The sequence below is a fragment of the Nostoc sp. NMS2 genome, assembly GCF_017115105.1.
Lineage (GTDB): Bacteria > Cyanobacteriota > Cyanobacteriia > Cyanobacteriales > Nostocaceae > Nostoc.
The window spans coordinates 75769-97652 of the sequence record NZ_JABXKH010000042.1 but is presented as its reverse complement, the minus strand read 5'-3'; the positions used below and the strand labels follow the sequence as shown (position 1 = coordinate 97652).

Below are 21884 nucleotides of genomic sequence, written 5' to 3'. Positions count from 1 at the left end.
TTTTGACTATCACAGTTACTATCGCTTGCAATTAATTGCCAACTGGTTTTTATTGGTTAATTGTAAAACTGGGCTTGATATAAGTACAGTAACAGTTCGATTTGCTGTATGAGAATCTAGACCAGACTTTAAAAGTTGATTGATCAATATTCTTCTATTTTGAATTACATAGGTTTTACTTTGAACTGCAAGATATTTGGAAACAATTTCTGCTACTTCTAAGCCCATATATCCACAATATCGTGACAAATTAGGAAGCTTTATAAATCCAATCAACATCGAACTTTTTCCAAAGCTAAAGAGACTTTTTTAGGCGTATTGAATAGTTACTAGAAAAATGAACCAACTTGCTCATCCTAATTGGCTGAAATAAATCGCCCAAAGCATTCCAGTTACTCCAATAGCGATTAAGAGATTAGTGAAAAATCTGCCGAATTCAATTTCTTGTCCCAGTCCCTTGTCATCTTGACCGGCACTGAAAAACAATGACCACGCTTGATTTGCATTGATGGTCTCAAAGTTGTTGAAATCAGGTCTAAAAACGACTGTTCCAATCAAATCTTTTTTAGGATAATCAGAATCCGTTTTCATAAGTTTGCCTCTAAATTGTTTTATTTGTCAACTGGAGAAAATTCGTAAATCAGGAGTGTTTTCTCTAAAAACTAGTTAGTCATCCAATCAAACCGTGTCCGGTGAAAACTTCTAACGCGATGAGTGAGATAAAACCAATCATTGCCAAACAACCATTGAGTTTTCCGGCATATTCGGTGAAGCCTGTCCGTGGAGTTTCATCAACATAAATTTTGGGTTCAATCGCAAATCTGTTGAGTTGACCGCGTTCGTTAATAGTAAAGCCTTTATATCGTCATCTTTTACTTTTTATTGTTGTGAACTGTAAATGAATGTAACCTATTGTAAATATTTTTTGCAAGTACTTGACACGTCAAAAAAGGTAGCAAGAACCGTACTAAGCAGGTAGGGTATTTTGGATTCATGCGAATAGCTCAGGACTTACGCAAAACTTTAGCCGAAACCCTTATTTTTAGGTAGGGGCAATTCATTCATTGCCCCTACAGCGTGTACTTTTGCATAAGTTTTAAAGATAAGCGATGTGTACGACGACACAATAAGTTTGGTAAAAGATTGTTTGTACAAATTTGATACACCTAGAGACGTGTGATGTCTACGCTCTTGGGAGTGACTACACACAAAGCATTAATTGCGTTTAATGTAACTTCAGTAAAACTTATCACTAACATAAACAAAAGTTATCATTTTATAGCTGAGAAAGTATTGCTTATTTGTAACGAAATTGTTATGTTTCTTTACATAAAGATACAAGAGCCAGATAAATGCGTTAAACCACTACTAAGCAAAGTTTTCTAAATAACTATGCAGTTAATTAACTTGCGATGTCTTTGGTAAAGCGATGTCCACGACGGTCACTGAGCGAAGTCGAAGTGCGGACTACACCTATACCAAGACTACTGAGTGCCTTTGTTAACAGCTAAACGCATTTCTCCTCTGTCTTTGCACATTTGATTTTTTGATTTCCACATTCGATAGAACTGTAATTTTTTTAGGGAATATCTGCTATGTCTTTTACCATCAAATCGGCTCAAAGTATTTTTCCCGGCACGCTAGTTGCTGACGTTGTTCCAACTGTTGTCGAATCATTCTCTCAACTCAATGCTGAAGATCAACTAGCATTACTCTGGTTTGCTTATACCGAGATGGGTAGAAGTATTACGGTTGCCGCTCCCGGAGCAGCCAACATGGTACTTGCACAAGGCTTACTCGAACAAATTAAGCAGATGCCTTTCGAGGCTCAAACACGAGTTATGTACGATTTAGCTAACCGTGCTGACACTCCCCTCTGCCGTTCTTATGCATCCTTCACCGTCAACATCAAGTTGGGCTTCTGGTATCAATTAGGAGAATGGATGGCTCAGGGAATCGTTGCTCCTATTCCAGAAGGCTACAAGCTTTCTCCCAAGGCTGCTGATGTGTTAGAAGCAATCAGGAATGCTGATTCAGGTCAACAAATCACAATTCTCCGCAATACCGTAGTGAGCATGGGATTTGACCCGAACGCTCCCGGTAGTTACAAAAAAGTCTCAGAACCCGTGGCTCCACCCACAGCACCAGCGTTTCGGACTAAAGTCACCATTGAGGGTATCAGTAACCCTACAGTGCTTGGCTATATCAACAACATGAATGCTAACGACTTTGATGCTGCTGTTGCTCTGTTTCGTTCTGAAGGTGCTTTGCAGCCTCCCTTTGAAAGACCGATTGTTGGTCAAGATGCAATCCGCGCTTATATGCGTGAAGAATGCCAGGGATTAAGAATGATACCAGAACGTGGTATATCCGAGCCAGTAGAAGATGGCTATACCCAAGTTAAAGTCACCGGCAAAGTCCAAACCCCTTGGTTCGGTGCGAGTGTGGGAATGAATATTGCATGGCGGTTTTTGCTCGATCCCCAAGGCAAAATTTTCTTCGTAGCGATTGACTTACTTGCTTCTCCTAAAGAACTGCTGAACTTAGTACGTAAGTAAAAGCCAGATTAGTCGCTGCTTAAGCGTGGATGAGTCAAGGAGCGAGCCACCTCGCCACGCTTAAGCAAAAGAAACTTCTCAGAATAACGGCTTCCTTCTCTAATACTTTTTGAAAGCAACCAGTCTCATCGGCAATATTGTAAAAGATTGTTAAATAATTTTAATGTTGGTGCGGAGTTTAAAAGTCTCTTAATTCAATACCTTCGCCAAATCGAAAAATGTCTCGATTCGTAGGTTGGGTTGAGGAACGAAACCCAACAAATACGTTGGGTTTTGCTTCGCTCAACCCAACCTACAAAAAATGGCGAAGGTATTGTTAATTAAGAAGTATTTTCAGGTGAGAAATGGAAATTTGGAAAGCAGGCTGTATGGATGCTAATGAACTTCTCAAACGCTATTGTGCAGGAGAGAGAAATTTCTGGCACAAAGTTGAGCAATACAGACCTGAGTCATGCCAGTCTCACCAAAGCTATTTTGTGTAAAACGGATTTAATTGACATTGATTTCACCGAAGTAGACCTGAATGGGGTCAATCTGCACCACTGCTTACTTAACGGAGTCACCCTACCTGAACGAAGCTTATTGTTGGCGCGGGAATAGCATTTTGGACAAGGGCGATCGCACCTCACACAGCACTAAACTAGAAGTAAGATGCTCAGAATAGCCTATGAACGCCACGACAACCACCTTACCTTCTACACTCAAATTGAAAATTGACTTGACTGATGAGCAATTTTTCCAGATGTGTCAGAAAAACCGCGATTATCGATTTGAGCGTACAGCATCAGGGGAATTATTAATTATGCCACCTACAGGTAGTGATACTGGCAACCGTAATTTTGATATGGTTGTTGAATTAGGAATCTGGAATAAACAGACTAAATTAGGCAAAGGTTTTGATTCTTCAACAGGCTTTACCCTACCCAATGGTTCAGAACGTTCTCCTGATGCTTCTTGGGTGAAAATTGAGCGTTGGAATGCTTTAACCCCAGAACAACAAGAAAAATTTGCTCCTATTTGTCCTGATTTTGTAGTAGAGTTGCGTTCTCCTAGTGATTCCCTCAAAGACTTACAAGAGAAAATGCAAGAATATATAGAAAATGGCGCTCAACTAGGCTGGTTAATTGACCGGAAAAACAAGCGAGTAGAAATTTATCGTCCAGGTAAAGATGTAGAGATATTAGACAATCCTGCTAGTTTATCAGGAGAAAATATCTTACCTGGATTTGTGTTGAATTTACAGCAAATTATGTAGCTTTATCGATTACGCCCTGCCTTGACAGGCAAAGGGAGGAAATTATACCAATTTAAAAAATGATTGCGACAGATGGATTACCAAAAAGCTTATTCACTAACTTTTTTACAATCCAAAATCTAAAACTTGTACTGAGCGAAGTCGAAGTATCTAAAATCCAAAATGGTATTAGACAGGGCTAGGAATAATGAAAAAACCACTAATTAAGCAAAGGCAAAAATTGGCGAATTAACCCAATTGTGACTGCCGGCAATTCCAACTGTGGTGTTAACCCTACATCTTCCAATTCTTGAAAAAATCGGATTGCTTGGGGATTCATTTCGGCAAGGCGGCGACCAATTGAAGGCCCTGTAAATTCTGACTTTTGTCCCCAAATAATGGCGGTGGGAGTGGTCAATTGTTGAATATAAAGGGATAAATCAAAGCATAAATCGCCACGGACAAAGGACAGTGCTGCATACTCAGCATTAGGCTGTTGGGCGGATTGTAAATAAGCATCTACAATTTCTTGGTACACTCGATTAGACTTAGCAAATTGCCGTTGCTCTAAGAAACTGCGAATACCCCCACTGGTGGCTACCCCAGTGCTGTAAATTAAACGGTCAACAACAGGAACACTGACTAACTGGGCAAAAAAACTACGCGAGTAGTCCTCGCCAAAGTCGGAAAGTCCGGCGGGGGTGGTGAGAATTAAAGCCTTGAATAAATCAGGATAAGCTGCTGCTACTCGAATTGTAAATGCTGCGGTTAAAGAAGAAGCGATCGCTATTACTGGCTGAGTACAAGTCTGCTGTAAAAACTCCCGAATTGTGGTCAAATAATCCTCAATCTTATAACTCCGTGCCGGATGCCCAGACCGACCCCAACCGATCAAATCAGGTGCAATGACCCGATATTCGGCGGCAAAAGCCGGATAAACTTTCGACCACTCATAAGCAGAAGATCCACCACCAAAGCCGTGCAGGAACACCAAAGTTTCCCGATCATCTCTAGCAGTTACATTATCCTGCCAAGGCGCTCCATCAGCAGTATAATACACCATTCTACCTAGTGAAGTATTTACGGAGCGTTGGTCAAATCCTTGTGGTTGAAACATAAGTAAGTATTTTTTGTTGACTGTAGACATTTGTTTGCATAAGTGAAAGCAATGACACGGGTACACACAAAAAGAATTTGATCCTGTCTTTACGTCCCCAAGTCTTTTTAGTCACACTGAATGCTTACGTGTTTAGTTCAAACTTCCACTCATTGTTATTATTAGCGAATCAATCACTCTAAGACTTCTCACCACCGTCAGATTAAGTAGATGTAAAATTACTGGATTACTTGTAAAGATTTGGTGATTTTTTTTCACAATAAAAAGGAAATTAACCTTGAAATTACTGTTGTACAAGGTTTTTTTATGGTAGCGAGTATCACTAAAGCCTGAATCTGGCATAAGTTTTTATGGTAATCTATCAAAAAACTCATAAATAATTTTGAGCGTTAAAAACAGTTGAAACGCTGATTTTAATTAGCTATTTATTCTACTTCTATATGTAAAATAAATTGCTTTTGATGTATTATAACCAATCTGATTATTATCTAAGTAATGGTAAGGCGGGATGTCATGGTAAAGCAGGCTACTCTTCAATCAAATAAACTACCAACGATTGAAGACGCTAAATTTGCGCTTGACAAGCTTAATATACAAAATGAAATTAAAGCTTCAGCTTGTAGGGATCAGGTAGATTCAGCTATTGACGCTGCCAGAATTACCGTACCTACTTGTATTTGTTTAGACTTAGAAGACTTGAAATGTTTTGAAGCAGTAGAGCGCCAGTATGAACGCTGGGGAGTAATTTTTCACAATTCTCTAGCAATACAACCATCAAATCCGGCATTTCCAACCTATTCAGGGCTAACAGTTTTAATGGGAGCGCCCAAAAACGGATTTTTAGAAGCTACTTTCTTGCGTCCGGTTAACTCGGTTAGTGCCTTTGTCACTAGTTCGCAACGGCTAGTGCTTTCTGCCTACGATCGCGATCGCCAATTGCTCGGTCAAACTGCACTACCAGGCTCTAATCTTGCCAATTCAGACTCGGCAATTTCCCCCAATACCTTATTATTTATAAATGTGAATAACATCTACAGCGTTACCTTCTGTGCTTTTGATGGTCAATTCACCATTGATAACTTTCGTTTTTGCCTTTAAAAAGCCTTTATGCCCTTGCTCTGAGCCATCTAAAATGGTATCTTTATTTCCGCCGTGCTGTACTAGTCTACTATCCGTCGATGCAAATCAGGCATCTTGTAGTTTGGGTCTTCACCTTTTCTTCATTCCCAAGTAAAACTTATACAATAGGTAATTTCGTAATCAAGTAGGTAAACACTGTGGCACAGGCTTCGTCTTCTTGGCAGCAATTAATCAACCAGATCCCCGACTGGAACTGGTCGCTGACAAAGTTCAAGACAAAAGGAGCTACAAAGCAGCAAACATTTAAGCGTTTCTCTGGGCCTGGAGGCTTTCTTGGGTTCCTGACAATCGTCGTTGGTATGTTGTTGTGGAACTGGATGCTGCTATTGGCTATCTTAATGGGCATTGGGGTAATGGTATTGGTTTACTCAATGCAGAAATGGGACTGGCAATTGCACTGGTCTAAGATCCGTAAGTTCTTAAACAGTTCAAATCGTCGATTAGTCTTAGCAGTCATTAGTGGTGGTGTTGCTACTGTCAGCACTTATATGGCCGCGGCAATTTGGGTTGACTCTCACAGTTCCTGGATTGCGGCTGGTGCTATTATTCAAGGCGTGGGAACCCTGTTAACTTTAATTTTATTGGTCTGGCAAGTTGTCAACTTCTATGAAAATCGAGAAGAAGACTACCTCGATCGGTTGTTGGTCAATTTAACAGACAAAGATCCATTAAAACGGTTGATTGCCCTACGTCAACTAACTAAATTCATCAGCCGTCAGCGAGTTGATTCTTCAGTGCAGCAAGATGTGGTCGAATGCTTGCAACTCTTACTCAGTCGAGAGGAAGAAGTTGCAATCCGAGAGGCAGCTTTTAAAAGTTTACAAGCTTGCGATCGCCTCCGGTCTGTCGGAGATCATCGCCTACAAGTGCTACCCCCCAAAACAGCAGCAACTTTCACACCTGTATCAGCAAAAGTCAAACACCACGTTTATTAGTTATTTGTCCTTTGTCATTTGTCCTTTGTCCTTTGCAAATGACCAATGACCAATGACTAATGACAAATAACTATTTTCGAGACAACTGTCCATTGCGAACTTGCACTACCGGATGATTGCATCGCCGCACCAATTGTTCATCATGGGTGGTAACAATTACCGTAGCTCCAAAGGAATTTAACTTCTGGAGAATCTGGATTACTTGCCAGGAATTATCAGGATCGAGATTTCCAGTAGGCTCGTCTGCTAACAGTAGTGGTGGTGTACCAACGATCGCACGGGCAATACTCACCCTCTGTTGCTCTCCCCCTGATAGTTGATCTGGGAAGCAGTCAGCTTTACTTAGCAAACCCACCAGCTTTAAAGTTGGTTCTAAACGTCGTTGAATTTCTTTACGGGTATACCCTTGAGCTTGCAGCACAAAAGTTACATTTTCTGCTACTGTTCGTTGGCTAATCAGTTTGTAGTCTTGAAACACAATGCCAATCTGTCGCCGGAATAATGACAAGCGATCGCCCCGTAAACCCGCTATATTACACTCATCAACAATTACTTCTCCCTCTGTAGGCAACTCCTGGCCATACAACAGTTTCAAGAGCGTTGATTTACCAGAACCACTTGGCCCGGTGATAAACAGAAATTCTCCCTTTTTTACCTCAAGGTTCGCATTCAACAGGGCGTGAGAGCCGTTAGCATAAGTCTTGGTTACAGATTGCAATGTCACCTTTGCAGGAGTATTTCTACCATGCTGTTGAGTTGCACAGTTCTCTCTATGAACGGATTTTTCTGTCTTAACTTGAGTTGTTAATACTGGCATTGTTAAATTTTCCTCATACCCACAACCAAACAGTTTGTCGGCTTAGATGTGACATTCCTATTAAAAATAAGGATTCCCAGGTTTCGCCTGGGAATTTAAAATTCAACAAAGAAAATTTAAAATTTTTTGAAGACTTCAGTATTAACTAAGTAATAACACTGACTAAACCCTAGCTATCCGCTAGCAAAACTCTTAACCAAGTAAGTTGGTAGAAATAAACAAAGTTATGTTACGAAACATAAACAGGCTTAAAATCCTTACTAATGACCAATACTTCGACTACGCTCAGTACAAGTGACAAATGACAAAGGACAAATGACAGTTAGCTTTAATTGCGCCAACCTACTTAATTAATTGCATCTTTTGCTGTCAAACGATAAACAAAAGCTTTTACAGCAAACTCTGGCAAAGCCAACATTCGCCGCCAACGCCAAGGTTCTTGATACAGCCGATACAACCATTCCAAATTATTATTTCCTAACCAGGCGGGAGCGCGAGTTTTAGTTCCTGACCAAATATCAAAACTACCACCAACGCCAATCCAAATTGCTTGAGGACACAAATGGCGGTTTTCGGCAATCCATAACTCTTGACGTGGCACTCCCAAACCGACAAAAATCACTTGTGGCTGCAATTGAGCAAGAGTTTGTTGTAATTGCGCTTCTTCTTCTGGGGAATGGTAGCCTGAGTGAGTGCCTACTATATTCAAATCTGGAATTTGCTGCTGCCAAAAGTCTGCCGCAGTTGAGGCCACCCCAGGCGCTGCTCCATAAAAAAACACCTTTGCCCCTTTCTGCTGTTGCCCAAGTTCTTGCAAAAGTTTTTCTGCTAATTCAATTCCCGGAAAACGCTGCACTTTTTGCCATAATAATAACCGTAAATACAGAACAACCCCCGCTCCATCTGGAATCACGAGTTCAGCATTTTTAATTATCTGAGCGAGGAATTGATTCTGCTCTGCCTGCATAGTCATTTCTGCATTGAGCGTTACTACATGAATTCCTCTGCCTTGTTCTAGGCGTTCTAACAACCAGCCTGGATAGTTAGCCATCACATGAACTGGTATTCCCAATACTGAAAATACTTGATTGCCTTTAGACATAGCTTATTCTTGAGTAACCCTCACGCCAGATTTTCTTGAATGTTAAGTTTATCAAATTTTTTTAGAGTCAGGACTTACGCATTGAAAACCTGAAACCTCGATCCCCCCTAACCCCCCTTTTTAAGGGGGTTGGGGGATCATCTTGTGCGTAAGTCCTAATAATGTCGAAAGCAGAAAACCCAGAGGCTTTACCCGTATTTATCACAAGCTTCAGGCGTTTGATGGAGCAGAGGGGCGGAGGGGCGGAGGGGCAGAGGGGAAAGAAAAGAACTTGGTATTTGAACTCTCCCCTGCTCCCCTGCACCCCTGCACAAGCGCAGGGGTGCAGGGGTGTGGTGAGAAATCCGGGTTTAGTCTTGGGATGCACCAGATGTAGCACTGCTACGTCTCTACAAGGGTTCTGGATAACGCATAATTATTTTCACCAGATGTCTATTAATCTTGAGCGCTTGTACTTGGGCTGAATCAGTGCAAACTTTATTGTTAAAGTGTAATATTAACTCAGTATAAAAAGCTCGACTCGCAACTCTGGTTCCGGGAACAGAAGCCCCCACTATACTGCTTACAGTTAGTGTGGGAGGATGTCACGAAACTCGACTTTATGGTTAAGGTAGTGTAACGGGCTGAAGTTGGCTATGAGTAAAATTCGTATTGCTTTAATTGAAGATCATGACCTCACTCGCGTGGGTATTCGGACGGCACTACAGCAAAAGGATGAAATTGAAGTTGTAGGTGAAGCTGCCAATGCTGTCGAGGGGCTAAAAATGTTAAAAATGGTACAACCTGATATTGCCATCGTAGATATTGGTTTACCGGATAAAGATGGTATTGAACTGACACGGGAGGTAAAATCTACTGCGAATGGGCAGCAGCTATCCACAAAGGTGTTAATTTTGACGCTGCGGGATAACAAAGAAGCTGTGTTGGCAGCTTTTGCTGCTGGTGCAGACTCTTACTGTATGAAAGATATCAAATTTGATAATTTGCTGGAAGCAGTGAGAGTAACTTACAATGGCAACGCCTGGATCGATCCAGCGATCGCTCGAATTGTATTACAACAAGCACAACAAAATCCTCAAAAGTTGGAATCGGCTTTTGTAGATACCAAGACTATTGCCTCTAACCCTGATTATGTCGAGAATCTGGAAGGAATCCAACCTTACACCCTGACAGAAAGGGAATTGGAAGTGCTACAGTTGATTGTCGAAGGTTGTAGTAATGCACTAATTGCGGAAAGACTTTACATCACTGTTGGGACTGTTAAAACTCACGTTCGCAATATTTTGAATAAGCTATGTGCCGATGACCGTACCCAAGCAGCAGTCCGCGCCCTGCGTTCTGGTTTAGTTGGGTAAAGGTAATTTTAATGTGGAGCAATTGAGAACGATCGAGGGAAACTTACAACTTTGAGAAAGTGATATTTTCAAAGTGAATGGCTTCTCTAAATTTTCTATGATTTATTATGTGGGATAAACATCACATTATATCGCCATTCAAACATCTCAAAAGTAAAGTCAAATATGGCTGAGACAGGGGTCGAAAAACTTAAGCTCATGGTGGTAGATGATGAGCCAGACAACCTAGATTTACTCTACCGCACTTTTAGACGAGATTTTCAAGTATATAAAGCCAATCATGCCTTTGGCGCTCTGGAAATCTTGGATCAATTTGGCGAAATGGCGGTGATTATTTCTGACCAAAGAATGCCAGAAATGAATGGAACCGAATTTTTTAGTCGGACAGTAGAGCGCTTTCCAGATACGATCCGAATTTTGTTAACTGGTTTTACTGATGTCGAAGATTTGGTGGATGCCATTAACTCTGGTCAGGTATTTAAGTATATTACCAAACCCTGGAATCCAGATAAACTCAGGGCATTAGTTGAGCAAGCCACTGATACATATCGCGTAGTTAAGAAACGCACCCAAGAGTTGCGTCGGGCCCTACAGCGAGAATCTTTGTTTAATGCCGTAACAACGGCAATTCGGGAGTCTTTAGACTACGACAGTATGCTGCAAAAAATTGTAGCAACCATTGGACAAACATTTGACGCTAGCAGTTGCTTGCTCAGACCGGTAGAGGGCGATCGCCTAATACAAGACGAGTTTTCATACTACGATCCTAAATCCAATGTATTAGATTGCTTCTTCGACCCCAGTGTTTTAATTGAAAAAGTGCTGGAAACGGGTCATTATCAACTTGCCCAAGAAATATACGAGGGCAACCCCTGTCATCATTTGGTTGTGCCACTTAGCTACCAGCAGCATTTGTTGGCTGTGCTGGCCCTCCACCAATGGGGACGCGATCGCCCCTGGCAAGACGAAGACATCCAACTAATTGCAGGTGTTGCCGAACAAGCAGCCTTAGCTCTCTCTCAAGCAAAACTCTATCAGCGTCTTCAAGAAAAGCAACAGCAGATTCATAATGAGTTGGAAGTGGCTCGGCAAATTCAATATAACTTGCTACGCCAAAGTTTACCTGATATCAAAGGTGTGAAAGTGCAAGCCTGCTGCTACCCGGCGCGAGAAGTAGGAGGCGATTTCTTTGAAGTGTTTGTTCATCCCAAAGGGGACTTGTGGTTGGCAGTCGGTGATGTCTCTGGTAAGGGTGTCCCAGCTGCTTTATTTATGGCTAGTATTATTTCAGTTTTGCGCCGAGAATTATCTCAAGAAACACCAGCCGAGCCGAATGTGGTTATGCAAAACCTCAATCATGCTCTAAGTGAAGATTTAGTTAGCAACAATTATTTCATCACTCTTGTGTTAGCCTGTTATACCCCTAGTACTAAGGAACTCGTTTACACTAATGCCGGTCATATTTATCCACTTTTATGGTCACGCCAAGACGCTTTAGGCGACAATCCTAATTACCTGAAAGTCCGCAGCGTTCCTTTGGGAATATTACCCAAGTGGCAGGCACAGTCTGGTCGTTTGGTTCTCGCTACTGGAGACACATTGTTACTAGCCAGTGATGGTATTACAGAAGCAACGATCTCAAATGATTTTGATTTAACAGTAAAAAACGGGTCTAGTGCTGAGGCAGTTAACCGTTCTATGCTGAACCAAGATGGTCTTTGGCAACTGTTACAACAAGAGGAACAACCGCTTTCTCTCAACCATTTACTAGCTCGCATCCAAGCAGATAACCACGTTCAAGAAGACGATCAAACTATACTTTCACTGGAGATTTTATAAGTGATGAAAAGTGAGCTTCATGTACCAAGTGACTTGAATTTTCTGAATATTGTCGAAAACTGGTTGCTGGGATGTTTGAAAATTCAGCTAGGAGAATCTGTGGATTGGTCACGGCAATCAAGTCGTTTGAGACTGGCTTTGGTGGAAGCCTACTCAAATGCAGTCCGTCATGCCCACAAGGACAAACCAAATTTACCAATTTTACTGCGTTTGGAAGTGAAAGACCGCGATCTGGCCTTAGAAGTTTGGGACTACGGCGAAGGCTTTGATATGTCTAACTACTACGCTCCCAACCCTCTGGAAAAACAAGAAGGTGGTTATGGTTGGCTGATTATGAATCGTCTGATGGATAAAGTAGATTATGAATTGCAGATTGATGGTGCAAACTGTCTCAAATTACAAGCTACTTTACCCGAATTAGTCAGATAGACAAAAGTTATTTATAGGAATTTTTGATGCCTAGATTTTGTTTTGGGTAATATCAAACATTTCCTAAACAATTATACTTATTTACTACTTTTCACGACGTAAAGAAAGTAACTCTTGGCGAGAAGCTAAAAGTTTGATCCTAGTATAGAGAATTTGCTGTTGTTGGTTGAGGATAAATAGCCACAAGACATTCACACTACACCAGGAAGTTTGGGCTTTGCCTGTCACCTGAATTTGGATTTCACCCGTTTCTAAAGTCTCGGCTATTGCTGTGTTGGGGTAAGCTTTAACGTTTTGGCCTTCTTTTTTTAAGTAGGCTGCGATCGCATCTGTCCCCACAATATCAGATTCAAATGGTGGACGCATCACACCATCTACCGCAAATAAGGCAGCAGTTGCCTCAAATTCTCCCGCATTTAAGGTTTCAAAATAACGCAGTATGCTTGTTTCTGTAATTCCCTCAATCTGGAATTCTTCTTTCAACTGCGCTGGAGATATAAATTCAGCAGAGGTCATAAAATTTTCTGTATTATGCTAACTGCATATTCATTTCAATACAAAAATCGCTCAAAAGAAAGCTGCTTTTGAGATAGATTACTACATATTGGTAAATCTTCCTCACGATAGATGTAGAGATGTTGCAATGCAACGTCTCTACATTGGTGTTGCAGGAAATAAAATTTATATCTAGGGTAAGTAACAAATATTAATTAAAGGTATTGACTAGGTAATGTATAATTTATTTGCCTTTATTTAGGCAAAATCCAAATAAAAAAATGAGTCAGTATTCCGTAACAAGCAGTAGTGTGGTGAAAGAAAAAGCCAGCGAGTTGGGCTTTCACAAAGTTGGAATTGCTGCTGTAGATAGCATAGATGCCACAGAAGCGCAGAGGTTACAAGCATGGATTGAACTGGGTTATCACGCCGATATGGAATGGATGGCTAACCCAAAACGTCAAGATATCCGCTTAGTGATGCCAGAAGCGCGATCGCTAGTGTGTGTGGCGCTAAATTACTACACACCACATCAACGTCCAGAAGGCGAAGAATATGCCAAAATTTCCCGTTATGGTTGGGGAAGGGATTATCACAAGGTGCTGCATAAAAAACTCAAGCAGCTATCTACATGGCTAGAATCACTCGATGAAAGTGTAAGAGTTCGTTATTATGCAGACACTGGCCCAGTGCAAGATAAAGTATTGGCTCAACTTGCCGGAATTGGTTGGATTGCCAAGAATGGTAATGTGATTACACGGGAATATGGCTCTTGGGTGTTTTTGGGAGAAGTGTTAACCAATTTGGAGCTAGAGAGCGATCGCCCACATACAGAACACTGCGGTAGCTGTACTCGTTGTCTTCAGGCTTGTCCTACAGGTGCAATTACTCAGCCTTTTGTTGTAGATGCTAATCGCTGCATCGCTTATCATACAATTGAAAATCGGGACGACAAACTGCCACAGACACTCACACCCCATTTGCAAGGCTGGGTTGCTGGTTGTGATATTTGCCAAGACGTTTGTCCTTGGAATCAACGTTTTGCCACTACAACTGATATTGCAGAGTTTCATCCTTATCCTGGGAATATTGCTCCCAAACTGCTAGAATTAGCCCAAATCTCAGATCAGGAGTGGGATAAACGATTTCGAGCATCTGCCTTGCGGCGGATTAAGCCAGAAATGTTACGACGCAACGCCCTAGCTAATCTTGACGCATCCAGGCAAATAATGACCCCGAAAGTAATTATTTTTGATTTTGATGGCACAATTGCTGATACAGTAGATGCCCTTGTAAGTATTGCCAATCGTCTAGCTGTAGACTTTGGTTATAAACACATCAGCCCAGAGCAATTAGCCCTCCTTAAAAACTTAACATCTAGGGAAATTATTAAGTTCTCAGGAGTTTCTCTATTTAAAATACCTTTTTTAGTCAAAAAAGTTAAAGGAGAATTAAAAGACAAAATTCCCGAATTAAAACCAATTCCGGGAATTAAAGAAGCATTAATAGAACTGCAAAACCAAGGATATAAACTGGGCATTATCACTTCTAATTCTAAAGATAACGTTACACAATTTCTCACAATCAATGATTTAAATCATCTGTTTGATTTTATCTATTCAGGAATTACAATTTTTGGCAAAACAACCATAATTAATAATGTCTTGAGGCAAAAGCAACTCAAACCTCAAGAAGTTATTTATGTCGGAGATGAAACCAGAGATATAGAAGCATCCAAAAAAGCAAATATCCAAGTAATTGCAGTAACTTGGGGCTTTAACTCATCCGAAGTACTAGCTAAACAAAATCCAGATTATTTAATTCAGCAACCTAGCGAACTGCTAGAAGTAATGAATGGTTGTTAATTATATAAACATCTCCATTAATTAAACCAGAATTCAGAATTCAGAATCAATTTAGTGGGGGATTTAGACCCGCCACTTTCTTGTTGACCACCAAATTAAAAATTTGGTGGGGGACTTAAACCCACTTATTCATCCGCCAGTCATACAGAATTCATTCTGTTCGCGGAGCGTGCCGGAGGCATTATTCTGTTAGCGATAGCGGGGCGTTTAGCCCGTCCTGACTCCTGAATTCTTTCTTATTAAATATGCGTTATCTATAAACATTGTAGAGACGTAGCTATGCTATGTCTCTACATTCTTTTTCGCCAAATTTCTAGATGTTGGATTAGGAAAACTTACTTTTTCGGTTGGCCCTTTTCCAAAGCTTGTTGTAATAGCTCATCACTAACATTACCTACACCCTCAGTTTTAGAATTCCCAACTTCCTTTGCTAATTCCATAAAATCATCAGGATTACCAGTTGACTGTGCTTGAAAAGTTTTTGTCTCTTCTGGTTTAGAGGTTTTGTATTGAGGTGCAGTAGCTGCCTCGGCTGCTGCTGCACCTTCACCAGTGCGATCAATTTCACTCACGCTAAATTTTTGTGCAGCTGCATAATCGGCATCAAAATCTACTTTTGGCGCTTTTTCTTCACCACTAGCTATGCTTTCGGCAGCTAATTGAGCATCATGGGTGGGAGCTTCATTAACATTGGGCTTTACTTCATCAGACATAATTAAAATCCTTAAGTTAAATTTTTTATTGCTTGCTTGAAAAGCATAACAAAGGTAATTAGCTATTTGTATGCTCCCTTGGGAGAGACTTAACCTCTATTAAAAGATAGATTAAAGCTGTAAATTGCAATTAATATAACTCTTTCTCTCGATAGTAGAAGCTGATACTCAAACTTTGGTAGGCCTTAGTTTAGCGTGTAAAGTTTCTTTGGAAATAAAATTATGACTGCAAGTTACGATAAAACTATTTCTCAAGCCCAGAGCAATGAAACTCAAAAATTGGTGGATACGTTTAACAATTTAGATACCGATGCCAAATTAGCATGGTTCTATTTGGTTTATAAAAAAATGGGTGATTCTATCACGCCAGCTGTACCTGATGCTGCTGAACCAGAATTATCACCACTTCTCTTAGGAGACTATTTTGAATTATCAGATGAGCAACAACTAGATATTATGCGGGATATTGTGAACCGCAAAGATACAGAATATTCTCGTGCTTATGGGGCGATAAAAGAAAACAATCAACTGTTAGTTTGGTATGCTTGGGCGGTAGCTATGGGGAATCAGGTGGTTGACTTACCAGCTAGCTACCAGCCAAGTAAGGCAATTAACGATCTGGTTTCCCAGATTGAAGGACTAGATTTTGACGAGCAAATTTCGGTGTTTCGGACAATAGCTGGTGAAGTGGGTTACACCGATGTTAAGCCGATCGCAACACAAGCAGAAACTGGTAAAACGTCGAGTTTGTAATTAGCCTGGCGACTAGAAGTCGCAGCTACACGGGAGCAACGCGAAAAAGTGAGATCCTTGCTCTTGAGGCAGGGGGAGCAGGGGGAGTAAAGAGACAAATAAGAGTACTTTTTACTACTGAAATAGATTACTTAAGTAAGTCGGCACGATAAAACCAAACTGTGTAAAGAAAAGTAAACAAGGCTCAAACTCTCTTTCTCCCTGCTCCCTGCCCCCTGCGTTATCCCAACGATAATCATTTATGCCGACCTACTTATACACTTATTTCTTTCTCTTCCCCTGCCTCAAGAGCCTCTCCTGCTTACCCATCTCACTGTTAGAGCATTGCTCCCGTTTTCACCGTTACCCAAAATCAAAGCGATGAACGCTGCAAGGTTTTCTCAGCACAAGACATAGGCATTGAACTTTTTTAAAAGCTGGAGATGGGAAACATGGCAAAAAAGAATATCTTATATCCATAATTATCCATAATTTTTCACACCTCACTTTGGAACCTTGCTCCTTCCTGGAGTTTGGAGACTAGTAATTAGCGGCGCGAGTCTAGAAGCCATAACCTCTATGCTGTATTGTTCTACACATCTTTGTCTGGCTTTAATACCTCGCTGGTTTGCTGACTCTAAATTCTCGAATATTAATCGAATTTGTTTAACAATTTGTTCAGGACAAGAAGGCTCAACTAAATAACCAGTATCACCTAAAATTTCGGGAATATCTCCAACACGTGTTGATAATACAGGTTTAGCCATTGCCATTCCATCAGTCAACTTCAAAGGAAATTGAGCACGAGTTTCTAAAGTATCTCGCTGGGGAACGACAACAATGTGAGCAGCAGAAACAAGATCGGGCATGGCATCAGATGGATACTTTGGTAGTTTGATAATCCAGCGTCCCCAACGCTGTTGAAGTTGTTGATCGTAATCATCATAAGGACTGCCACCTACAATTACTAGTCTTAAATCTGGCTGATTAATTTTATCTAGCGCTATGAGAACATCTTCTAAACCTTTATAAGGTCTAGGTGCGCCAGGAAACATTAAAATTCGGTATTTAGATAAACCATAGCGACTTCTACTGGAATCAGGATTATATCGAGCCGGATCAAATAAGGAGGTATCCTTGCCATTAGGAACCAACATACCACCAAAACGCTGCTGCAAAAATTTAGTATGCACCGTCACAGCATCGGCATGATTTACCAAACCTTCCATCCATTTAACGTACAAAGGATGATATGGTCTCCTGAGTGCGCCGTCTGATTTCAATAAATCCCTAGCTAATTGCTTCAGTGTTGGACAATAACGCCAGTTGTCACCACCATGCCAGCTAAGTTCCCAATCATCTATGTCTAAAATCACTGGTTTTCTGCTATATAAGCTCTTTAACAGCGCTACTCCAAAACTCGCTATCTGTGGTTTAATTGCATAAATTATATCTCCATCAATATGTTTTAAAACTTTGTTGGCTGCTTGAAAAAATTTCGGGTAATTTGCACCTTCTATAGCAAAAACTTTAGTATCGGATGGAATAGCAGCATATAGATTTTTGTTAAATAAAAATCCTAATATTTCTGCTTCATTACCCAATTTTTCTAATGCTGTTTTTAACAAAGATGCTCGAATGAAACCATCATTAGTAGACAAATTCCATACAAGCAGCGATATTTTTAACTTAGTTTTCATTTTGATGAGACTTGGTAATTATGAATTGATAAAAATTTGCTAAATCAAAAAAACTACATTGTGGAGAGCCAAATGATGATTATGGGTATGCAACGACTCGTCAAAAAATTTCCTAACCCAGTGATTTGCTTATAAAAATGTTGGTTTTTAAATTTCATTATAGCGGTTTCCAGTTGAGTGAGGTACAAAAACCCCACCTCCAACCCCCTCCCCGCTCTTCGATAGGGGGCTATGAAGTACCTCATTTGATTAGGAAAAGCTATACTTCAACTGTACTACATACTTATTTAATCTCTTAATAAATCAATCTCTTCATTATATTTGCGATGAAACTTTAGTAATTCTAGATAAGCAAATGGTACTATTATGGGCCAAAAAATAGTGATTAAGGCTAAAATTATTTTAGACAAAAGGCGCTGTTTTCGACTCATATCTCTATCATTAAGCAAGAAAAATAACCATTGATTTAACAAACAACTTGCGAATGATAGATAAAGTGTAATACTAACAAAAGACATAAGTAAATGCAACATTAATCGTCTAATACTATCAGTAAACTTTTAGTCAGTTTCAGAAAATTTGATTCTTTTGTAAATAAACTAGTCGTCGATTATGCTACATAATACAAAAGCAGACATGATGGAAAGTAAATATGAATTATTGAGTCTGGCAAAAGCTTAGTATTAAATTTTCTGAAATCTATTATTTTTTCCAAAATCCCTTAATTTATTTGAATTTTATAATTTATTTTATATGAAGGATAATTCAACTATTTTGAAACTAAATAACAAAAATTCGTCTTACAATTTAAAATTTACAGAATGTAAGCTGCGATTGCAATGAATAATCTTTTGATGAACTTGTCAAATTTTTATTAGTACTGGATAATTTGCCTCTTTTCCCTAATTTCGACAAATTCCAAGTCCAACAAATTGTCGAAATATCTCCCTACTCCAAATCATGACTTCGCTATGAAAAGCTTTCAATCCCAATTTATACAAACATTTACAAGGCGATCGCTTACAGTGGGAGCTTACTCATGCTTTTTACAAACAAAGTCCGCCTACGCGGACTCCAAGAACCTATGAGACAGCTAACTGACTCAAGTCGGCTGGGGTGAGGTTAGAGTGTACTACTTGACCATCACGGAACCAAACGATGCGCTGGGTTTGACGGGCAACTTCTGGCTCATGTGTCACCATGACAACGGTGATTCCACTGGCATTGAGTTCGCCAAAGATATCTAAGACTTCTTGGGTTGTGCGCGAATCAAGTGCGCCTGTGGGTTCATCGGCTAGGAGGACTACAGGGTGATTGACAATAGCTCTGGCGATCGCTACTCTTTGTTGTTGTCCACCAGATAGTTGAGTTGGTTTGTTGTTGAGGCGATTGGCTAAACCAACTCGCGTTAATGCTACTGTGGCGCGATCGGTTCTTTCTTTTGAATTCACACCAGCATACAGCATTGGCAGCATCACATTTTCTAATGCTGTTAGTTGGGGCAATAGGTGGAATTGTTGAAACACAAATCCCAGCTTTTTATTACGGATGTGCGCTAATGAGCGATCGTCCATTTGGGCTACATCAAGATTATCTAAGTAATAATGTCCAGTTGTAGGACGGTCTAAACAACCGATAATATTCATGGCTGTGGATTTACCAGAACCTGAAGGGCCCATGATTGCACAATATTCGCCCTGTTCCACAATTAAGTTGACATCATTCAGTGCTCGTACTTCTGTTTCGCCACTACCATAAATCTTGAAAATGTTTTCTAGTCGGATGATTGCTGGTTTCGGTACAGGATTAGGAACCAGGGAATCGGTAATTGAAATAGTGTTTGTCATAAAGATATAGGTAATCTTAGGCTGGTAAGTTACTTTTTTCCCAGTTGTAACTATAATAACTACCCTCACAAGGCAAATTGTCGGGAAGGAATTAGCGATCGCCTTCCAAAAAACGCATTCATTGGATGATTACCTTGTAGCATTAGGCTTTGGTGCAGACTTCTTCATCCGTTATGAAATGAAAGTGCAACTAGTATCGCTTCGCGTAATTCGTAATTCGTAATTACCGTTGCGTAAGGGTTTTAGACATTTCAAATGGTCTGTTTATTTCCGCCGTACTGTACTAGAGGCACAATTGGAGACTATATAGCAACACCAAGTAGAGGAGACTCACGAAGCAAGTTATCGCTTGTCACCTGTTAGTTGAAGAGATAAGTTGTAAGCGTAGGCGTAGCCCGTCGTAGACATTGCTTTTGTGGGTTTCTAGAAAAAACTGCACCATGTTTGAGGATTGGGGAGCATCCCGTTTTGGCGGATCGCCCTCAGACTAGAAGTCTGGGGCTATACAAACTAAACCCGCGAAAGCGGGTTTCAGAGAGTCCGCGAAGGCGGACTTCGTTTGTGTAGCCGCGTAAAGCCTTTGGCATAGCTTCGCTTAGCGCGTCAGCGTGCCGGAGGCTCTATTCCAATCGCCCGGTGTTTCTTCCAAAAGTGGATGCTCCCCATGTTTGATATATCGTAGGCTATATGTCACACTAAAGCCGACATCAATATCAAACAAAAAATGCAAGGAACCCAACTTTCTTTTTTTCCTAACGAGGAGAATCACTCTAATACAAAGCAAAAAAAACCCAAGTTAGGACGTTATGAACGTATCAAACGAGAACTAGATCAAAATGACTCCGATCCATACAAAATATTCATTGATGTTGATTCTGTGCCAAATACAGCATCTAATTACACTTTCATGGATCTCTTTTGTGGAGCAGGAGGCATAACACAAGGACTAGTTCAAGCTGGATTTAAACCCTTAGCTAGCGTTGAAATCAACCCAATTGCTTCTGCTACCCATAAAAATAATTTTCCACAATGTCATCATTTTTGTGGAGATATAGAACAGTTTGATCCCCGTAATTGGCTACAACAAATCGGCTTACCTGAAGTAAATCTTGTTATAGGCGGGCCGCCATGTCAGGGTTTCTCCGTAGCAGGAAAACGTGACCATAAAGATCCTCGTAATCGTTTATTTTATGAATTTGTGCGTGTTGTCTCAGAAATACGTCCTTGGTATGTTGTTATGGAAAATGTTCCAGGCATTCTGACTATACAAAACGGAGATGTAAAAAAAGCAATTATTGAAGCTTTTGAATCTATTGGTTATCCTAATATATCTGTTGCAATTCTTGAATCTGCTGCCTATGGAGTACCACAAATTCGACCAAGAGCTATCTTTATAGCCAACAGATTTGGAATGGCAAATCCCTATCCCAAAGCTAAGTTGTTACCTGAAGAATACAAACCTATTGAATCAGCTATTTCCGATTTACCAGCATATACCCCAATATCAGAGATAAACCATCAGTGGACTAAGCATTCACCTGAGTATATGGAGCGAATTGCTAAAGTACCTCCAGGTGGTTCTTTATATACAAAATACGTTGATGCTTTCAAACGACAATATCCTAATAAACCAAGTATGACTGTTAAAGAGAATCACGGCGGTACTCATATTCATCCTTATCTTAATCGGGTTATTTCCGCTCGTGAAATGGCAAGATTACAGACATTTCCAGATTCATTTATTTTTGAAGGTTCTATGAAAAAAGCTATGTGGCAAATTGGAAATGCTGTACCACCACGTTTAGCAGAATGTATTGGTTACGCGCTTATTCCTTATCTAAATGATATTGCTCTTAATAGAAATAAAGTTAATGCTAGTCATCTTGAGCAGACTTTTGATCTGATAAAAGTTTAAAGACTTGTAGTTGAGTTGAGTCTTTTCTAAACTGAGACTGAATTGTCTCTAGTGTATCTGTTCTTTGTTTTTAAAGATAGCGATCGCAGTA

At 40.3% G+C, this 21884-nt stretch carries 21 protein-coding genes and 1 pseudogene; 12 read left to right on the top strand and 10 right to left on the bottom strand.

Annotated features, from left to right (window positions below; all coding sequences use genetic code 11):
- Positions 1–18 precede the first annotated feature (18 nt).
- From HWQ36_RS05980 to HWQ36_RS05970, 3 genes are all read right to left on the bottom strand, one after another.
- Positions 19–279 (bottom strand): hypothetical protein, encoded by a 261-nt coding sequence (locus tag HWQ36_RS05980; RefSeq protein WP_292699091.1) that lies wholly within the window; start codon positions 277–279, stop codon positions 19–21.
- Positions 280–351: 72 nt separating this feature from the next.
- A complete protein-coding gene (locus HWQ36_RS05975; RefSeq protein ID WP_292699089.1) occupies positions 352–591 on the bottom strand; it encodes a hypothetical protein in 240 nt (79 codons plus the stop codon).
- Positions 592–670: 79 nt separating this feature from the next.
- Entirely contained in the window at positions 671–847 is a 177-nt protein-coding gene (locus HWQ36_RS05970) for a high light inducible protein (protein ID WP_292699350.1), read from the bottom strand.
- Positions 848–1595: 748 nt separating this feature from the next.
- Between HWQ36_RS05970 and HWQ36_RS05965 the strand changes: the two genes are divergently transcribed.
- From HWQ36_RS05965 to HWQ36_RS05955, 3 genes are all read left to right on the top strand, one after another.
- The gene (locus HWQ36_RS05965; RefSeq protein WP_292699087.1) at positions 1596–2558 is read left to right on the top strand and encodes an orange carotenoid protein N-terminal domain-containing protein; all 963 of its coding nucleotides are present in this window, start codon (positions 1596–1598) and stop codon (positions 2556–2558) included.
- A 378-nt stretch (positions 2559–2936) separates the two neighbouring features.
- A complete protein-coding gene (locus HWQ36_RS05960; protein WP_292699085.1) occupies positions 2937–3158 on the top strand; it encodes a pentapeptide repeat-containing protein in 222 nt (73 codons plus the stop codon).
- A 67-nt stretch (positions 3159–3225) separates the two neighbouring features.
- On the top strand, positions 3226–3813 hold the full coding sequence (locus tag HWQ36_RS05955; protein ID WP_292699083.1) for a Uma2 family endonuclease: 588 nt from the start codon (positions 3226–3228) through the stop codon (positions 3811–3813).
- A 199-nt stretch (positions 3814–4012) separates the two neighbouring features.
- Here HWQ36_RS05955 and HWQ36_RS05950 read toward each other — a convergent pair whose 3' ends face one another.
- Positions 4013–4909 carry an alpha/beta hydrolase gene (locus HWQ36_RS05950; protein ID WP_292699081.1) on the bottom strand — a complete coding sequence of 299 codons (897 nt, stop codon included), beginning with the start codon at positions 4907–4909 and terminating at the stop codon, positions 4013–4015.
- A gap of 513 nt (positions 4910–5422) precedes the next feature.
- Between HWQ36_RS05950 and HWQ36_RS05945 the strand changes: the two genes are divergently transcribed.
- Together HWQ36_RS05945 and HWQ36_RS05940 are read left to right on the top strand one after the other, a co-directional pair.
- Positions 5423–6007, top strand: a complete 585-nt coding sequence (locus HWQ36_RS05945) for a hypothetical protein (RefSeq protein WP_292699079.1) — start codon at positions 5423–5425, stop codon at positions 6005–6007.
- A gap of 179 nt (positions 6008–6186) precedes the next feature.
- Complete coding sequence (locus HWQ36_RS05940; protein WP_292699077.1) at positions 6187–6984, top strand: armadillo-type fold-containing protein; 798 nt, start codon at positions 6187–6189, stop codon at positions 6982–6984.
- A 70-nt stretch (positions 6985–7054) separates the two neighbouring features.
- On the opposite strand, the gene ftsE is transcribed toward HWQ36_RS05940, so the two are convergent.
- Together ftsE and HWQ36_RS05930 are read right to left on the bottom strand one after the other, a co-directional pair.
- Positions 7055–7801, bottom strand: a complete 747-nt coding sequence (gene ftsE / locus HWQ36_RS05935) for a cell division ATP-binding protein FtsE (protein WP_292699075.1) — start codon at positions 7799–7801, stop codon at positions 7055–7057.
- Between the two features lie 346 nt (positions 7802–8147).
- A complete protein-coding gene (locus tag HWQ36_RS05930; RefSeq protein ID WP_292699073.1) occupies positions 8148–8903 on the bottom strand; it encodes a WecB/TagA/CpsF family glycosyltransferase in 756 nt (251 codons plus the stop codon).
- Positions 8904–9538: 635 nt separating this feature from the next.
- Between HWQ36_RS05930 and HWQ36_RS05925 the strand changes: the two genes are divergently transcribed.
- From HWQ36_RS05925 to HWQ36_RS05915, 3 genes are all read left to right on the top strand, one after another.
- Positions 9539–10258: a response regulator transcription factor gene (locus HWQ36_RS05925; RefSeq protein ID WP_292699071.1), complete on the top strand. Its 720-nt coding sequence runs from the start codon at positions 9539–9541 to the stop codon at positions 10256–10258.
- Between the two features lie 165 nt (positions 10259–10423).
- A complete protein-coding gene (locus tag HWQ36_RS05920) occupies positions 10424–12097 on the top strand; it encodes a SpoIIE family protein phosphatase (protein ID WP_292699069.1) in 1674 nt (557 codons plus the stop codon).
- Positions 12098–12100: 3 nt separating this feature from the next.
- Positions 12101–12526 (top strand): anti-sigma regulatory factor, encoded by a 426-nt coding sequence (locus HWQ36_RS05915; protein ID WP_292699348.1) that lies wholly within the window; start codon positions 12101–12103, stop codon positions 12524–12526.
- Between the two features lie 84 nt (positions 12527–12610).
- Here HWQ36_RS05915 and HWQ36_RS05910 read toward each other — a convergent pair whose 3' ends face one another.
- Positions 12611–13042: a ketosteroid isomerase family protein gene (locus HWQ36_RS05910; RefSeq protein WP_292699067.1), complete on the bottom strand. Its 432-nt coding sequence runs from the start codon at positions 13040–13042 to the stop codon at positions 12611–12613.
- A gap of 260 nt (positions 13043–13302) precedes the next feature.
- On the opposite strand from HWQ36_RS05910, the pseudogene queG reads away from it, so the two are divergent.
- Positions 13303–14276, top strand: a pseudogene (queG, locus tag HWQ36_RS05905) (tRNA epoxyqueuosine(34) reductase QueG).
- Positions 14251–14886: an HAD-IA family hydrolase gene (locus HWQ36_RS05900; protein ID WP_292699065.1), complete on the top strand. Its 636-nt coding sequence runs from the start codon at positions 14251–14253 to the stop codon at positions 14884–14886. The pseudogene queG and the gene HWQ36_RS05900 overlap by 26 nt, the downstream one beginning before the upstream one ends.
- A gap of 335 nt (positions 14887–15221) precedes the next feature.
- Here HWQ36_RS05900 and HWQ36_RS05895 read toward each other — a convergent pair whose 3' ends face one another.
- On the bottom strand, positions 15222–15599 hold the full coding sequence (locus tag HWQ36_RS05895; RefSeq protein ID WP_292699063.1) for a hypothetical protein: 378 nt from the start codon (positions 15597–15599) through the stop codon (positions 15222–15224).
- Between the two features lie 222 nt (positions 15600–15821).
- Between HWQ36_RS05895 and HWQ36_RS05890 the strand changes: the two genes are divergently transcribed.
- The gene (locus HWQ36_RS05890; protein WP_292699061.1) at positions 15822–16352 is read left to right on the top strand and encodes an orange carotenoid protein N-terminal domain-containing protein; all 531 of its coding nucleotides are present in this window, start codon (positions 15822–15824) and stop codon (positions 16350–16352) included.
- Positions 16353–16834: 482 nt separating this feature from the next.
- Here HWQ36_RS05890 and HWQ36_RS05885 read toward each other — a convergent pair whose 3' ends face one another.
- Complete coding sequence (locus HWQ36_RS05885; protein ID WP_292699059.1) at positions 16835–18031, bottom strand: glycosyltransferase family 4 protein; 1197 nt, start codon at positions 18029–18031, stop codon at positions 16835–16837.
- A gap of 1082 nt (positions 18032–19113) precedes the next feature.
- Complete coding sequence (locus tag HWQ36_RS05880; RefSeq protein WP_292699057.1) at positions 19114–19878, bottom strand: ABC transporter ATP-binding protein; 765 nt, start codon at positions 19876–19878, stop codon at positions 19114–19116.
- A gap of 724 nt (positions 19879–20602) precedes the next feature.
- On the opposite strand from HWQ36_RS05880, the gene HWQ36_RS05875 reads away from it, so the two are divergent.
- Positions 20603–21793, top strand: a complete 1191-nt coding sequence (locus tag HWQ36_RS05875; RefSeq protein ID WP_292699055.1) for a DNA cytosine methyltransferase — start codon at positions 20603–20605, stop codon at positions 21791–21793.
- Positions 21794–21884: the final 91 nt, after the last annotated feature.

Excerpts from the sequence above, each read along its gene's own strand:
- HWQ36_RS05875 (WP_292699055.1), top strand. The coding sequence starts at position 20,603 with ATGCAAGGAACCCAACTTTCTTTTTTTCCTAACGAGGAGAATCACTCT.
- HWQ36_RS05960 (WP_292699085.1), top strand. The coding sequence starts at position 2,937 with ATGAACTTCTCAAACGCTATTGTGCAGGAGAGAGAAATTTCTGGCACA.
- HWQ36_RS05980 (WP_292699091.1), bottom strand. The coding sequence starts at position 279 with ATGTTGATTGGATTTATAAAGCTTCCTAATTTGTCACGATATTGTGGA.
- HWQ36_RS05965 (WP_292699087.1), top strand. The coding sequence starts at position 1,596 with ATGTCTTTTACCATCAAATCGGCTCAAAGTATTTTTCCCGGCACGCTA.
- HWQ36_RS05955 (WP_292699083.1), top strand. The coding sequence starts at position 3,226 with ATGAACGCCACGACAACCACCTTACCTTCTACACTCAAATTGAAAATT.
- HWQ36_RS05915 (WP_292699348.1), top strand. The coding sequence starts at position 12,101 with ATGAAAAGTGAGCTTCATGTACCAAGTGACTTGAATTTTCTGAATATT.
- HWQ36_RS05885 (WP_292699059.1), bottom strand. The coding sequence starts at position 18,031 with ATGAAAACTAAGTTAAAAATATCGCTGCTTGTATGGAATTTGTCTACT.
- HWQ36_RS05920 (WP_292699069.1), top strand. The coding sequence starts at position 10,424 with ATGGCTGAGACAGGGGTCGAAAAACTTAAGCTCATGGTGGTAGATGAT.
- HWQ36_RS05945 (WP_292699079.1), top strand. The coding sequence starts at position 5,423 with ATGGTAAAGCAGGCTACTCTTCAATCAAATAAACTACCAACGATTGAA.
- HWQ36_RS05930 (WP_292699073.1), bottom strand. The coding sequence starts at position 8,903 with ATGTCTAAAGGCAATCAAGTATTTTCAGTATTGGGAATACCAGTTCAT.
- HWQ36_RS05910 (WP_292699067.1), bottom strand. The coding sequence starts at position 13,042 with ATGACCTCTGCTGAATTTATATCTCCAGCGCAGTTGAAAGAAGAATTC.
- HWQ36_RS05890 (WP_292699061.1), top strand. The coding sequence starts at position 15,822 with ATGACTGCAAGTTACGATAAAACTATTTCTCAAGCCCAGAGCAATGAA.
- HWQ36_RS05975 (WP_292699089.1), bottom strand. The coding sequence starts at position 591 with ATGAAAACGGATTCTGATTATCCTAAAAAAGATTTGATTGGAACAGTC.
- HWQ36_RS05925 (WP_292699071.1), top strand. The coding sequence starts at position 9,539 with ATGAGTAAAATTCGTATTGCTTTAATTGAAGATCATGACCTCACTCGC.
- HWQ36_RS05895 (WP_292699063.1), bottom strand. The coding sequence starts at position 15,599 with ATGTCTGATGAAGTAAAGCCCAATGTTAATGAAGCTCCCACCCATGAT.
- HWQ36_RS05950 (WP_292699081.1), bottom strand. The coding sequence starts at position 4,909 with ATGTTTCAACCACAAGGATTTGACCAACGCTCCGTAAATACTTCACTA.
- HWQ36_RS05900 (WP_292699065.1), top strand. The coding sequence starts at position 14,251 with ATGACCCCGAAAGTAATTATTTTTGATTTTGATGGCACAATTGCTGAT.
- ftsE (WP_292699075.1), bottom strand. The coding sequence starts at position 7,801 with ATGCCAGTATTAACAACTCAAGTTAAGACAGAAAAATCCGTTCATAGA.
- HWQ36_RS05880 (WP_292699057.1), bottom strand. The coding sequence starts at position 19,878 with ATGACAAACACTATTTCAATTACCGATTCCCTGGTTCCTAATCCTGTA.